This window comes from Streptococcus lishijunsis, from assembly GCF_047290665.1.
Taxonomy (GTDB): domain Bacteria; phylum Bacillota; class Bacilli; order Lactobacillales; family Streptococcaceae; genus Streptococcus.
On sequence record NZ_JBLBUC010000007.1, the window covers coordinates 25,795 to 38,695 of the forward strand.

The window sequence follows — 12,901 nt, forward strand, 5'->3', positions numbered from 1 at the left end:
TCTTAGAGCCTTTACAATATTGTTTTGGAACCATTCGAAACAACATAGCTCTAAAACTACTCAATGAGCCACCGCTTAATATTTTTGGTTTTGGAACCATTCGAAACAACATAGCTCTAAAACACGTTGATTTGATAATCTCCAAAGGCTTGCGTTTTGGAACCATTCGAAACAACATAGCTCTAAAACATATTCATTGGTAGTTCGCTCCGAACCTTGGTTTTGGAACCATTCGAAACAACATAGCTCTAAAACACGTTGATTTGATAATCTCCAAAGGCTTGCGTTTTGGAACCATTCGAAACAACATAGCTCTAAAACATATTCATTGGTAGTTCGCTCCGAACCTTGGTTTTGGAACCATTCGAAACAACATAGCTCTAAAACCACAGTACCTACCCGTTGTGGGGCTTACAGGTTTTGGAACCATTCGAAACAACATAGCTCTAAAACTTTGTGCATTAACAGTCCACCAGTCCATATGTTTTGGAACCATTCGAAACAACATAGCTCTAAAACACTTATAATCACTAATTTGTTTCCAAAAACGTTTTGGAACCATTCGAAACAACATAGCTCTAAAACAATAAATATTTTATTTTGAGCGCCACAACGGTTTTGGAACCATTCGAAACAACATAGCTCTAAAACTATCTTAAAATTGATAAAATGTATAAAGTTGTTTTGGAACCATTCGAAACAACATAGCTCTAAAACTTCCAAAAATCAGTTATCAAAAGACATACAGTTTTGGAACCATTCGAAACAACATAGCTCTAAAACCTCGTAAACCTCGTAGATCATTTTTTCCTTGAGATTTCGTAATCGCACTATTCATCCTAGTAAGATGCTTGCCTCAAATAATTCCTTTATTAACTTCATTATAGCATAATATCTTGATTTTTTCTTGCTCTATAAGTCATTTACACCTAAAAAGATAGCCTTATCTCTTTTAGTTTATCTTTTACTATTGACATAGTTTGTGAATGATTGTACAATATATGTGTAAACGATTTCATAATGTCGTAAGGAGGTTTTGTAATGAAAGCTGTTGTGGTTAACCCTGATAGCACAGGGGTAGAAGTTGTCGAACATGATATACCAAAGGTTGGCTACGGTCAAGCACTCGTCAAGGTTGAGTACTGTGGGGTCTGTCATACCGACCTACACGTCGCCCATGGGGATTTTGGAGAGGTCCCTGGACGCATCCTAGGGCATGAAGGGATTGGTATTGTAGAGGAACTCGGAGAAGGGGTAGAGTCACTCGAGATAGGCGATCGTGTCTCTATCGCTTGGTTTTTTGAAGGATGTGGTTACTGCGAATACTGTACAACAGGTCGCGAAACACTCTGTCGCTCTGTCAAAAATGCAGGTTACAGCGTTGATGGTGGGATGAGCCAATATGCTCTCGTCAGCGCCGATTATGCTGTCAAAGTCCCTGAAGGTCTCGATCCAGCACAAGCTTCTTCGATTACCTGTGCTGGAGTGACAACCTATAAAGCCATTAAAGAAGCTGGTGCTGCTCCAGGTCAATGGATCGCTATTTACGGTGCTGGAGGACTTGGTAATCTCGCTATCCAGTATGCAAAAAAAGTCTTTAACACACACGTTGTTGCCGTTGATATCAATCAAGATAAACTTGATCTAGCTAAAGAAGTTGGTGCAGACCTAATTGTCAACGCCAAAGATATCGAAGATGTCCCTGCTTATATCCAAGAACAGACTGGTGGATGCCACGGTGTTATCGTCACAGCAGTATCCAAAGTAGCCTTCAACCAGGCTATTGATAGTGTCAGAGCTGGAGGTGTGGTTGTAGCTGTCGGTCTGCCATCTGAATACATGGAACTCAGCATTGTAAAGACTGTCCTAGATGGTATTCGAGTTGTGGGTTCTCTCGTTGGTACCCGTAAAGATTTGGAAGAAGCCTTTTCATTTGGAGCCCAAGGCTTGGTCGTTCCTGTTGTTGAGACAGTCCCTGTCGAAGACGCTCCAAAAGTCTTTGAAGAGATGGAAAAAGGTCTCATCCAAGGACGTAAGGTACTTGATTTTACAAGCTAATGTAAAAAGACTTGGCTAGCCAAGTCTTTTAATGTTTTTTCTGATAATAATAATTTTGATTGCTCATAGACAAAACCAGCCCAACCCCAATCAGATTTGTAATCAGAGAGCTTCCGCCTTTTGAGATAAAAGGAAGAGGAATACCCGTCAAAGGTAAAAGTCCCAAAGCCGCACCTATATTTTCAAAAATATGAAAACTAATCATCATGATAAAGCCTGTCGAGATAAAGGTATAAAACTGGTTATTTGATTTTAAGGTGATAAGGAGCATCCGATAAATCAACAACAAATATAATAACAAGACCATGCTGCTACCTAAGAAACCAAAATCCTCAGCAATAACTGTAAATATCATGTCACTCTCACGCACTGGAACGGCTAAATCTAAGACATTGAACCCTTTTCCTATGGCACCTCCGCTTCCAATCGAAATCATACCTTGCGTTTGTTGATAAGCAATACCAGCCGAATACTTAAAAGGGTCAAGCCAGGCAGACAAACGGTTAATTTGATAGGTATCCATGCCCATTTTAAAGAGAAATTCCTTACCACCAGGCATTAAAAAGACAATAAGAAAAATAGCGACAATAGCAACGAGCGTCACAATGACAGGCAGCAAAATTTTTCGTGAAATACCTGACATCAAAATAACACCAGCCAAAATAGCCATAAAGACCATAGCTGTTCCCAAATCCTTTTGTAAAGCCAAAAGCATCATAACAGGCAAAGTCACCAAACCGTAGTAAAAGAGACACAACCAATCTTCTTTCAAGGTCTCAGAAGCCATCAACTTTGGACGCCACCAAACTGCCACCCGTGCTAGAGCTAAAATATAGGAAATCTTCATAAATTCTGACGGCTGAAAAAGAGGTGTATTGCTAATAGTCACCCAGTTTTTAGCCCCTGTAGAAGCTACTAGAGCAGGACTATATAAAAACAAAGGTAAAACCATCAGCAAAAGTCCTAAAATATAGAGATAAGGGGTGACTTTCCACAAAAAAGAGGTCTTAAACATCATGACTAAATAAGCCAAGCTCAGCCCCAATAAAACCCAGACAATCTGCTGCACCATGACTGAGGTGACAAGCTTAGGATAATCATTTGCTGTGGCAATATAAATCACAAGAAGTCCTATGACTACTAAAAAAAAGACTGGTACTAATAAGCCATAATCAATAGTTTGCTTAAACAAGCGTTGATATTTTTTCATTGTTTTCCCCTCTATGTTCTCAGATAACTATTATACCATTATTTAGCAAAATCATAACCTCTTTTTGATCTTTTTTGTCTCTCTACTAGCCATCAAAAAAGACTTGAACACCTGTCCAAATCTTTTTCTTATAGCCCTTGTTTGGCTAAATTGTCTTCAAAAATAGCATTGATGAGGTTTGTCATCTCCTCTTTGACCTCATCTGAGAGCTTCTCCTCTTCAAAAGCTTGGTAAAGCTCTTTGTGCTGATCTTTTATCAAACGACAACTCATCTGAATGGCATGTTCCATAACTTGCTTAGGCACACGCTCCAGATACTCTGGCTTAACTAAAGCTATGATACGCTGAGAGGTTGTTGTTGTCTCCATCCACTTCTCCTTTTCCATCATCCTAAAAACGCTATGTAGCTCAAAACATGACCCCTGCTGGAATCGAACCAGCAACTACTCCTTAGGAGGGAGTTGTTATATCCATTGAACTAAGGGGCCTATTAAAAAATCTGCCAAGGGGCAGATTTGATACCTCTGTATCAGATTATTTACGAATTTCTTTGATACGAGCTGCTTTACCTTGAAGAGCACGTAGGTAGTAAAGTTTCGCACGACGTACTTTACCATAACGAACAACTTCGATTTTATCAACACGTGGTGTGTGAACTGGGAAAGTACGCTCTACACCGATACCACTTGAGATTTTACGAACAGTGTACATTTCAGAGATGCCTTGACCTTTACGAGAGATAACAACACCTTCAAAAATCTGAATACGTTCACGTGTTCCTTCGACAACCTTTGCGTGTACACGTACAGTGTCACCAGGGCGAAAGGCAGGGATATCTGAGCGAAGTTGACCTTCTGTCAAACTTTGAATTAATGGATTCATGTCTATTTTTCTCCTTCTCTTGCTAATCATAAAGTTCTTGTCCCAGCGGATTAGCCGTTTTTTGTGCGTCCATTACACACGAATTACATTATACCAAAAACAAGAACTTCTGTAAAGCTTTTTACAGTAAATAACCTAGACCTATGGCTAACAGCCCAACACTACAAGTCCCCATCACATATATAAAGGCTCTTGCAGGAGATTGACGCAACTGAAAAATTTCTGATTGAAAAGTCGAAAATGTTGTCAAACCACCACAAAAACCTGTACCGAGAAAAAGGTAGAGAGAGTTCATGCTAAAATGCTTATAGATAAACCCTAACATCAAACAACCCAAACTATTGGCCACAAAAGTCCCTAAAGGGTAGCGTTTTTTGTCATTTAAACGGCTTAGGTAAAAGCGCCATATCCCCCCTAAACCCGCTAAAGCAAAAATGACACTAATAATCACGATAGACCCTCCTTGCTAAAGTATGAGCTATATAAGTGACTAAAAGGCCACCAATAAATAAAGCTATGCCGTAAGCGATAAAGGACAGAATCTCACCACGCTCCAAATACCTAAATAGCTCTAGCATAGCTGTTGAAAAGCTGGTAAAACCACCGCAAAAACCTGTGCCCAGCGCTAAGATAAGCCTCTTAGAGCTTTTCTTAGCAGGCAGATAGCCTTGCACTACAAATACCAACACGAACGTTCCTAGATAATTAACCACCAAAGTCGCTAATCCTAAAGGCTGTAACACAGCTATCTGCCCCATCAAATAGCGACACACACCACCAAGACCAGTCCCAAAAAAGACCGCTACTAAATCCTTTCGACTCATTTTGTCAATTGACTATCTTGATAAGCTCTGGAGTGTTTCATCATATCAGAAAAGGTATCTACTATGGCTTTTTCAAATTGTTTGTCGATCACACACTCCGACACTTTCTCAAGCACTAAAGACTCACGTTTAGCATCAAAAACAGCTTTTTGATGGGCTTTTTTATATGTCACAACCTTATCAACAAGACGCATACGCTCTTCTAATAAAGCCACTAAGTCCTTATCTATACGGTCTATCTCCCTACGAATCTCTGTTAATGCCATGCTTTTGACGTCCTTTCTCGATATATTTATAGCCTAAAAAAGCTAAAGCTATGACTATGATGATGACTAATAATACCATAAAATTCCCTTTTAAAATCGCTGAACCTCCCATGCTATACAATAAACTAAGCGGACTCAAGCCTAGCCCAGCTAGTAAAAGCCAGGTTTTAAAAGGTAATTTCAACTCAACCACACGATAATTCACTAAAAGCGTGGGAACGATAGGAAAAATATAGCCTAAAATAATAGCCAAGCGTGGATTTGGAAATTTATCTAAGGTTTTCAAGTGCTCATTGACCTTTTTTTCTTCACGCGATAAGGGGGATTTTTTCAACACCTCTATCACGAGATAATTTCCCAAAATATTAGCTAACAAGGTCATCAAAAAGCCTATAAAAGGGCCAAAGGTAATGCCATTAAAAATAGCAAAAGCGGCATTAGACATAAAAGGAATCGCTGAGGTCACACTGGTCAACAGCAAGAGCACCAGAAAATTAAATAAAGTTGGCGAGCGAAACTGTCTCAAAAAATCGGTCACATCTTTTGAGGTTTGACTAAGATTAATCGCACGACCCCAATTATGCATCACATAAAACCCAACATAGCAAAGCAGCAACACTAGCCCTAAGCCAATCAAATAAATCTCTAATCGCTTGTAAGAAAGCGCTTTTTGGTTTCTTATCATATCACTAGAACTAGGTAAAGGTGAGCATTGCCCACCTTCCCTTTATCTCCTATTCTAATCCTGCAGAGATTTTTTCTGCAAAGGCTTCTAATTTTTCAATATCTTCATCTTCTGCCGCTAAATCAACTTTGACAGAATCAGCTCCTTTTTTAGCTCCTGTTAAGCCAAACTGCTCTTCAAAATCATCCACAGCTTTACAGAAATAGTCATAAAAGGTATCGCCAGAGCCGACAACCCCATAAATCTTGTCTGACAAATCAAGATCGGCTAAATCTTCGTAGAAATCAACAATCTCATCTGGTAAATCACCATCGCCATAAGTATAAGTAGCCACAATAGCAATGTCACAGTCTTCAAAATCACTAGCATCAACTGTCGTGCATTCTTCTACTTCAACGTCATGACCAAGTTCTTCTAACTTCTGCCCGACAATATCTGCAATTTCTTCAGTATTTCCAGTCATACTGGCATAAATAATCTTAGCTAAAGCCATACGGTCCTCCATTTGTCTATTAGTTTTATTTTAGCATAATGTAAGCCTGTTTGACTAGTTTATTTCAGAAAAGGTTGATATTTTTCTAAAAGTTGCGCTTTTAGCTTCTCTCTCAGCTCTTGATCAATAAAGGCAGCATCAAGCGCCATTTGGTTATAGCGTAAAAAGTCCGCTACTCCTACACCAAAATACTCATGAAACAAGCGATACTCTCTCGTCAGAGTCGTATCAGATACCGTACGATTACCCGTATTGATACTTAGCCTTGCCCCTGCTTTATCGAGTGCCAAATACGGAAAATCAGCTAGTGTCTTAGCCGCCTTTGTTTGTAGATTACTAGTCAAGCATAATTCTGCTGTCACCTCTTCTTTGACAAATAAATCTATCAAATCAGGTTGATCATTGATAGCTGTCACATGACCTAAACGCTTAATGCCATAGTTTATACTATCTGCGATATGTTGAGGACAACCACATTCCCCAGCATGAAAGGTCATAGGATAACCTAAAGTCTTGAGATACTCTATAAGCTCTCTTAACTTTTGAGGAGGATAACCATGCTCATCTCCTGCAAAATCAAAACCAACAAATCCTTTTGGAGCTAAGCGAGCGAGCTGCTCAAAGATGTCTTTAGTAATCTCAATAGGCGATTGACGCATACCACAAGCAATAGCCCTTGCTGTAATACCAAACTCAGCTTCTGCCTTTTGTAGCCCTTTTAGGACAGCTTCAATCGTATCAATGACACTCAGCCCCTCATCCATCGATAATTCAGGAGCAAAACGAATCTCTATATAGAGGACATTTTCCTTGGCAGCTTGTCTAGCGACATCATAAGCGGCTAGTGTGAGGGCTTCTTTTGTCTGCAACAGCGGACGCACAAAATCAAAAGTCTTGAGATAATCCATCAAATCGTCACACTCTGGCGCTGCGCTAATCTTAGCTTTTAGCTCCTGATCATCTTGTGGAAGCGAAATAGCTGCCATTTTGGCTAATTGTCTGATGGTTGACATGGCTAAAGACCCATCCAAATGGCAGTGCAACTCTGTCTTGGCTAAAGCATGAAACTGAATAGATGTCACTTCTATATCCTCCATAAAATAGTATATTGTTACCATTCTAACAAATATCCTTATTTTTTCAAGACAAAATTCTAAAAAAGCCTCCATACTATGCTATAATGAACTAATCAATCATAACACAAATGGAGAAGAACAGATGACAGATTATTCTATCCCTCAAGAATGGAGTGCCCCTGATACTATGGGAGGAGCTTGGGGAGGGCTCAATCAAGCTAGTGCAGGAAGTCGTTTTGAACAAACTCTCCCTGTTGGTGACAAACCGTTTCAAGTCTATTCTCTAGGGACACCAAACGGTATTAAAGTCGCTATTATGTTAGAAGAATTACGCCAATTAGGTATTAAAGAGGCTGATTATGACCTCTATCGTATTGATATTAGCCAAGGTGACCAATTTGGGTCTGACTTTGTTGCTATCAATCCAAACTCTAAAATTCCAGCTATGCTAGATCAATCCACTGATGAGCCTGTACGTGTCTTTGAGTCAGCTAACATCTTACTTTATTTAGCAGAAAAGTTTGAGCAGTTTATCCCAGACAATCACAAGAAACGCACTGAGGTACTCAACTGGCTTTTCTGGCAAACTGGAGCTGCGCCTCTACTTGGTGGTGGCTTTGGTCACTTTTTCCACTACGCACCTACGGCTATAGAGTATGCCATTGATCGCTTTGCTATGGAAGCCAAACGCCAGCTAGATTTGCTAGACAAAGAGCTTGCTACTAAAGCTTATATCGCAGGCGATGATTACACCATTGCTGATATGGCTATCTGGGGATGGTATGGACGTCTAGCTCAAGATAAGATTTGGGATAAGGCTGGTATCTTTTTAGATGTCAAAAGCTATAGGCATATACAAGCTTGGACAGAAAAAATTGCAGAAAGACCTGCTGTCAAACGTGCTTTAAGTGTTGATTACCAGCCTATCACGATTAAGGAGTAACTTATGTTTGATCATATTTTAGACAACATCATAGCCCATGACACAATCATCATCCACCGTCATATGAAACCAGATCCAGATGCTCTAGGTAGTCAAGTCGGTCTCAAAGAGCTTATCTGCCATAATTTCCCAGAGAAGCGTGTCCTAGTCACAGGCTATGATGAGCCTACGCTGTCTTGGATGGCGACAATGGATACCGTACTTGATAGTGATTATAACAATGCCTTAGTGATTGTCACTGATACAGCCAACACACCTCGTATTGACGACAAGCGTTATACATTAGGCGATTTTCTTATCAAAATAGACCATCATCCAAATGACGATCCTTACGGAGATATCTGCTATGTTGACACGAATGCCTCAAGTGCCAGTGAAATCATCTGTGACTTCGCCCTAGTAACTAAACTCAATTTCTCCGAACAAGCTGCTAGACTACTTTATGCAGGCATCGTCGGTGATACAGGACGCTTTCTCTACCCAGCTACTACTAGCAAGACACTCTCAATAGCTAGCATGCTTCGCCAATATCCCTTTGATTTTGCAGCACTATCTCGACAAATGGACTCCTTCCCGCTTAAAATTGCTAAACTACAAGGATACCTCTTTGACCATCTCGAAATCGACCCTAGCGGAGCGGCACGCTTGTTACTAACACAAGAAACACTAAAGGCTTTCCAACTTACCGATGCCGAGACAGCTGCTATTGTTGGCTTACCAGGAAAAATCGACAGCGTAGAAGCTTGGGCGATTTTTGTCCAACAAGCTGACGGTCATTTCAGAGTTCGCCTAAGAAGCAAATCAAAAGTCATCAACCAGATCGCTAAAGCTCATGATGGTGGTGGACACCCTCTAGCCAGTGGTGCCAACTCTTATAGCCAAGCTGAAAACGACCAAATCTATCAAGCCCTTAAAGATCTCTTTCAATAATGATAACGAATGTTTTTCAAAGAAAAAGCTTGTCAAGCCTTGTAAGTTTTGATAAAATAAAATAGTTAATTAACTATGGCTCACAAGAGCTATGGCAGAAAGGAAATCATTAACATGAAAAAAGACATCCATCCAGAATACCGTCCAGTAGTCTTCATGGACACAACAACTGGTTACAAATTCCTTAGCGGTTCAACAAAATCTTCTAAAGAAACTGTTGAATTTGAAGGTGCTGAATACCCACTTATCCGTGTGGAAATCTCATCAGATTCACACCCATTCTACACAGGTCGTCAAAAATTCACACAAGCAGACGGACGTGTGGACCGCTTCAACAAAAAATACGGTCTCAAATAAGATATCGTATCATACGACTAAACCCCTTGTTAAACAACAAGGGTTTTTTTAGCAATCAAAGTGACGTGATAAAGGTTATAAATCCTAGTACAACACCTGCTGCATTAGGTAAAATTAAGACATAATCTTTTTTAGGCTCCTTAGTCCAGCCATAAAGCACCCAAATCAAACACGAAATAGCCGCAAATAAAGGCTGGTAAGGCTCCCCTTGTCTGCCGTCTAAGTTGGCAACAATCTGAGGAATATAAGCGATGAAAACAAAGATACCCAAGGCAGCACCGATAGACCCAATGACAGTATTAAATTTTTCTTTTGTCATTTCAATAACCTCTTTCTAACAAAATAGAGCTTACCAATCATATCCGTAAGCTCTATAATGACTATTATAACAATTTAAAGAATATTCTGCAAGAATCTACATTTTTCAGTGCGCTACCATCTCTTGTGCCACTTCATGTCCTGTTAGCGAAGCTGGGTAATAGGTTGGCCAGTTAGACATCTCAGAGAGCAATTCTTCTTGACTGCTATCACCCCAAAAGATATGGAAATGACTGGATTTTGTAGGCTTGATGATATGATCGCTAAACTGTACGTACTTAAATTGGCCAGCATCTGCATCATTTGTCTCAAATAAATAACGTACACCTCGATTTCCTTTTTGGTAAGTTAAAATCTCATAGCCAACATAATGATAAGTGAAGGTCTTAGAGTCACCATTTTGCGTAAAGGTTATCGTATTTTTCTTACCGTCAATCTGGATATGTGACACATCTGTCTTGTAGCCTGTGTCATAATAATCTTTATATTCTTTGGCTGTTTTATCTTGTTTCAGTTTGGCTTTATAATCCCACACTTGATCTAGAGTACCATCTTCAAGGTAAGGATAGACAGACTGCCAATTTCCTGACCAGTCTGATAATGTGCGGTCCTTGACATCTTTTGTTTTAAAGTAGCCATTAGCGACTGTTTTGGAGATTTTATCTTCTTCGACCGCTTTTCCTGCCACAGAAGTTGTCTTTTCCAGAGCTTTTAGGTTAGCTGTCATCAGCGATATATAATCATCGCCTGCTTTTTCCTGCTTAGTTGTTAAGCTTTCAATTGGATTTAAGACCGCAGTCTTAACATCTGCTTCTGTCGCCAAGGTTTTAGCTACTTTACTAGAAGCAGTCTCCTCAAAGTAAATATAGCGAATACCATACTTCTTGACAAAGCTCACCAACTCTGACAAACGCTTAGCCGTAGGCTCACTCTCGGCACTAATTCCTGTAATAGCTACTTGGTTAAGGCCATAATCTAGTGCTAGATAAGAAAAGGCTGTATGCTGTGTGACAAAACTTTTCTGCTTGGCTTTAGATAAGGTCTCTTCATATGATTTATCAAGGTTTTCTAGTTTTTCAATATAAGCTTTAGCATTCTTAGTGAAAATCTCAGTCTTATCAGGATACTTGGCCGCAAAGCTATCACGAATCGTCTCTACTAAAGTGATCGCGCGTTTTGGAGACAACCAAACATGCGGATCATAAGCGTGATTATGGTCTGCTTCTGAGGAGTCGTGGTCATGATCTTCTTCTCCTCCAGCCAGTAAAAGCATGCCCTCAGTTGCTTTCACAAAGGTAGGGCCATCCTTACCGATACTTTTTTTGACATTGGATACCCATGTCTCCATATTGTCATCCATATAGACAAAGACATCTGCCTTTTGGATAGTCGTAATATCCTTTGTAGAAGGCTCAAAGTCGTGTGGCTCTGTCCCTGACTTGATGAGAAGGCTCACATTAGCTTCATCACCCACAACTGTCTTGGTAAACGCATAGACAGGGTAAAAAGTCGTCACAACCTCAATCTTATCATCAGCCTTAGCTATTACTGTGCTACCGAATGCCAAGCTTATCAGACTTAGTAGCACAGTCAACAGATAAATTAACTTCGTTTTCATCTATTTCTCCTTATGTTTAACCAGTTAATAGTTTACTGGTTAAGTATATCATATTTTAGCCATTATGCAACCATAAATTGTAAAAAATACCAAATCATACAAAAAAATCGCTTAACAGCGATTTTTTAAGAATGTGACTAATCAATAGCTATATAACGACGCGCCCCTGAATAACTAATATAAGAAATCCATTGATGCCCTTCACTGGTGATGACACTATCATAATTGACACTATTTCCTGCATCATAGTAAGCAATTGCTGCTGCATTCATGCTAGGAGATCCTTTGATGTCTGAGCGTTTTTGGAAGGTATAGCGACCACTTGATGGTATGCTAGTTGGTTTAGGAGCTGGTGTTGCTACTGGTGTTGGACTAGGATTTGTCACAGCTTTGATGGCAATATAGCGACGTGACCCACCATAAGAAATATAGGAAATCCACTCATAACCATCTGCTACCAAGGTTTTATCATAGTTAACACTCATACCCGCATCATAATAAGCTAAATCACCACTAGCATACCTCGCTTCACTCTTGATTCCCATACGACCGGTAAAGCGATAAGTGCCACTGGACGCTAGACTACTTGTTTGCTGTGAGCTTGACTGGTGAGGGGCTGGTGTACTTGGCTGAGTAGTCTGGACAGCACTCTGTGAGAGGTCTTTAAAATGAATATAACCTGATACCTGACTCTTATGAAAACTACGGCGCCAATACTTCTCAGGACCTTGACCAGCATTGAAATTGTACTCTTCGATGGTGACGGTGTCTCCATTTACTTCGGCAACCCATCCAACATGACCATAACCACCTGCTCCATTGACCCCTGATGAAAACCAAGCTACTGACCCAACGGCTGGATTCATATCAACACGATAGCCGTTAGCCCTTGCCACACTCCCCCAAGTGATTGCATTGCCATAACCACGTGGTAGCGTAAAACCATTGGCAGAGCTAAGACGAAAAGCGACAAAAGAGGTGCATTGGCGCAGATACATCCCCCAAGAATCAGCACCATATCCTGACTTCCAATGTGCTGGATAGTTATCTCCTAAAACAGCAGCTTGGGCTGGAGCAATACTCCCTAAACTACTGATTCCCATTAAAGATAAAGCAATCAACGATGTTAACTTCTTTTTATAAGTCTTTTTCATAAATCCTCCTCACCTATTTATACGTAGAAGAATATAAAAATGACGATAAGAGGTGAAAAAAACTAATTCATTGTAGAATTAGCCTTT

16 protein-coding genes, 1 tRNA gene and 1 CRISPR repeat array (1 of these 18 cut by a window edge) are annotated in these 12,901 nt (G+C 40.0%); of the genes, 4 read left to right on the forward strand and 13 right to left on the reverse strand.

Annotated elements, in window-relative coordinates; all coding sequences use genetic code 11:
- Window positions 1-783: direct repeats of the CRISPR family, unit length 36 nt; unit sequence GTTTTGGAACCATTCGAAACAACATAGCTCTAAAAC (it extends 243 nt beyond the left edge of the window).
- Between the two features lie 258 nt (window positions 784-1,041).
- Window positions 1,042-2,058, forward strand: coding sequence for an alcohol dehydrogenase AdhP (gene adhP / locus ACLN19_RS04395; RefSeq protein WP_413383690.1), 1,017 nt, complete (start codon window positions 1,042-1,044; stop codon window positions 2,056-2,058).
- 28 nt (window positions 2,059-2,086) lie between these two features.
- Here adhP and ACLN19_RS04400 read toward each other — a convergent pair whose 3' ends face one another.
- The 10 genes from ACLN19_RS04400 to add all read right to left on the reverse strand — a co-directional run bounded on the left by ACLN19_RS04400 (window position 2,087) and on the right by add (window position 7,536).
- A complete protein-coding gene (locus tag ACLN19_RS04400; protein ID WP_413383692.1) occupies window positions 2,087-3,268 on the reverse strand; it encodes an FtsW/RodA/SpoVE family cell cycle protein in 1,182 nt (393 codons plus the stop codon).
- Between the two features lie 128 nt (window positions 3,269-3,396).
- Complete coding sequence (locus ACLN19_RS04405) at window positions 3,397-3,636, reverse strand: hypothetical protein (protein ID WP_413383694.1); 240 nt, start codon at window positions 3,634-3,636, stop codon at window positions 3,397-3,399.
- Window positions 3,637-3,684: 48 nt separating this feature from the next.
- Window positions 3,685-3,756, reverse strand: a tRNA-Arg gene (locus ACLN19_RS04410).
- 46 nt (window positions 3,757-3,802) lie between these two features.
- Window positions 3,803-4,150: a 50S ribosomal protein L19 gene (gene rplS / locus ACLN19_RS04415; protein ID WP_413383696.1), complete on the reverse strand. Its 348-nt coding sequence runs from the start codon at window positions 4,148-4,150 to the stop codon at window positions 3,803-3,805.
- A 121-nt stretch (window positions 4,151-4,271) separates the two neighbouring features.
- Entirely contained in the window at window positions 4,272-4,601 is a 330-nt protein-coding gene (locus ACLN19_RS04420; RefSeq protein ID WP_413383698.1) for a fluoride efflux transporter FluC, read from the reverse strand.
- Window positions 4,591-4,974, reverse strand: coding sequence for a fluoride efflux transporter FluC (locus ACLN19_RS04425; protein WP_413383700.1), 384 nt, complete (start codon window positions 4,972-4,974; stop codon window positions 4,591-4,593). The genes ACLN19_RS04420 and ACLN19_RS04425 overlap by 11 nt, the downstream gene beginning before the upstream one ends.
- Window positions 4,971-5,240, reverse strand: a complete 270-nt coding sequence (locus ACLN19_RS04430) for a chorismate mutase (RefSeq protein ID WP_413383702.1) — start codon at window positions 5,238-5,240, stop codon at window positions 4,971-4,973. Before ACLN19_RS04430 ends, ACLN19_RS04425 begins: the two co-directional genes overlap by 4 nt.
- Window positions 5,218-5,925 carry a VTT domain-containing protein gene (locus ACLN19_RS04435; protein WP_413383704.1) on the reverse strand — a complete coding sequence of 236 codons (708 nt, stop codon included), beginning with the start codon at window positions 5,923-5,925 and terminating at the stop codon, window positions 5,218-5,220. The genes ACLN19_RS04430 and ACLN19_RS04435 overlap by 23 nt, the downstream gene beginning before the upstream one ends.
- Before the next feature lie 49 nt (window positions 5,926-5,974).
- Window positions 5,975-6,418 carry a flavodoxin gene (locus ACLN19_RS04440; protein ID WP_413383706.1) on the reverse strand — a complete coding sequence of 148 codons (444 nt, stop codon included), beginning with the start codon at window positions 6,416-6,418 and terminating at the stop codon, window positions 5,975-5,977.
- Window positions 6,419-6,477: 59 nt separating this feature from the next.
- On the reverse strand, window positions 6,478-7,536 hold the full coding sequence (gene add, locus ACLN19_RS04445; protein ID WP_413383708.1) for an adenosine deaminase: 1,059 nt from the start codon (window positions 7,534-7,536) through the stop codon (window positions 6,478-6,480).
- 100 nt (window positions 7,537-7,636) lie between these two features.
- Here add and yghU point away from each other — a divergent pair, with 100 nt between their 5' ends.
- From yghU to ACLN19_RS04460, 3 genes are all read left to right on the forward strand, one after another.
- Window positions 7,637-8,437 (forward strand): glutathione-dependent disulfide-bond oxidoreductase, encoded by an 801-nt coding sequence (yghU, locus tag ACLN19_RS04450; protein WP_413383710.1) that lies wholly within the window; start codon window positions 7,637-7,639, stop codon window positions 8,435-8,437.
- Window positions 8,438-8,440: 3 nt separating this feature from the next.
- Window positions 8,441-9,367, forward strand: coding sequence for a DHH family phosphoesterase (locus ACLN19_RS04455; protein ID WP_413383712.1), 927 nt, complete (start codon window positions 8,441-8,443; stop codon window positions 9,365-9,367).
- 114 nt (window positions 9,368-9,481) lie between these two features.
- Window positions 9,482-9,724: a type B 50S ribosomal protein L31 gene (locus tag ACLN19_RS04460; RefSeq protein ID WP_413383714.1), complete on the forward strand. Its 243-nt coding sequence runs from the start codon at window positions 9,482-9,484 to the stop codon at window positions 9,722-9,724.
- 55 nt (window positions 9,725-9,779) lie between these two features.
- Here the strand turns inward: ACLN19_RS04460 and ACLN19_RS04465 are convergent, their stop codons facing one another.
- The 3 genes from ACLN19_RS04465 to ACLN19_RS04475 form a co-directional block, all read right to left on the reverse strand.
- Window positions 9,780-10,043, reverse strand: coding sequence for a SemiSWEET family transporter (locus ACLN19_RS04465; RefSeq protein ID WP_413383716.1), 264 nt, complete (start codon window positions 10,041-10,043; stop codon window positions 9,780-9,782).
- A 105-nt stretch (window positions 10,044-10,148) separates the two neighbouring features.
- Entirely contained in the window at window positions 10,149-11,660 is a 1,512-nt protein-coding gene (locus ACLN19_RS04470; protein WP_413383718.1) for a metal ABC transporter solute-binding protein, Zn/Mn family, read from the reverse strand.
- A gap of 137 nt (window positions 11,661-11,797) precedes the next feature.
- Entirely contained in the window at window positions 11,798-12,814 is a 1,017-nt protein-coding gene (locus ACLN19_RS04475) for an SH3 domain-containing protein (protein WP_413383720.1), read from the reverse strand.
- Window positions 12,815-12,901 lie beyond the last annotated feature (87 nt).

Excerpts from the sequence above, each read along its gene's own strand:
- ACLN19_RS04470 (WP_413383718.1), bottom strand. The coding sequence starts at position 11,660 with ATGAAAACGAAGTTAATTTATCTGTTGACTGTGCTACTAAGTCTGATA.
- adhP (WP_413383690.1), top strand. The coding sequence starts at position 1,042 with ATGAAAGCTGTTGTGGTTAACCCTGATAGCACAGGGGTAGAAGTTGTC.
- add (WP_413383708.1), bottom strand. The coding sequence starts at position 7,536 with ATGGTAACAATATACTATTTTATGGAGGATATAGAAGTGACATCTATT.
- ACLN19_RS04425 (WP_413383700.1), bottom strand. The coding sequence starts at position 4,974 with ATGAGTCGAAAGGATTTAGTAGCGGTCTTTTTTGGGACTGGTCTTGGT.
- ACLN19_RS04475 (WP_413383720.1), bottom strand. The coding sequence starts at position 12,814 with ATGAAAAAGACTTATAAAAAGAAGTTAACATCGTTGATTGCTTTATCT.
- ACLN19_RS04430 (WP_413383702.1), bottom strand. The coding sequence starts at position 5,240 with ATGGCATTAACAGAGATTCGTAGGGAGATAGACCGTATAGATAAGGAC.
- ACLN19_RS04465 (WP_413383716.1), bottom strand. The coding sequence starts at position 10,043 with ATGACAAAAGAAAAATTTAATACTGTCATTGGGTCTATCGGTGCTGCC.
- rplS (WP_413383696.1), bottom strand. The coding sequence starts at position 4,150 with ATGAATCCATTAATTCAAAGTTTGACAGAAGGTCAACTTCGCTCAGAT.
- ACLN19_RS04460 (WP_413383714.1), top strand. The coding sequence starts at position 9,482 with ATGAAAAAAGACATCCATCCAGAATACCGTCCAGTAGTCTTCATGGAC.
- ACLN19_RS04400 (WP_413383692.1), bottom strand. The coding sequence starts at position 3,268 with ATGAAAAAATATCAACGCTTGTTTAAGCAAACTATTGATTATGGCTTA.
- ACLN19_RS04455 (WP_413383712.1), top strand. The coding sequence starts at position 8,441 with ATGTTTGATCATATTTTAGACAACATCATAGCCCATGACACAATCATC.
- yghU (WP_413383710.1), top strand. The coding sequence starts at position 7,637 with ATGACAGATTATTCTATCCCTCAAGAATGGAGTGCCCCTGATACTATG.
- ACLN19_RS04405 (WP_413383694.1), bottom strand. The coding sequence starts at position 3,636 with ATGGAGACAACAACAACCTCTCAGCGTATCATAGCTTTAGTTAAGCCA.
- ACLN19_RS04440 (WP_413383706.1), bottom strand. The coding sequence starts at position 6,418 with ATGGCTTTAGCTAAGATTATTTATGCCAGTATGACTGGAAATACTGAA.
- ACLN19_RS04435 (WP_413383704.1), bottom strand. The coding sequence starts at position 5,925 with ATGATAAGAAACCAAAAAGCGCTTTCTTACAAGCGATTAGAGATTTAT.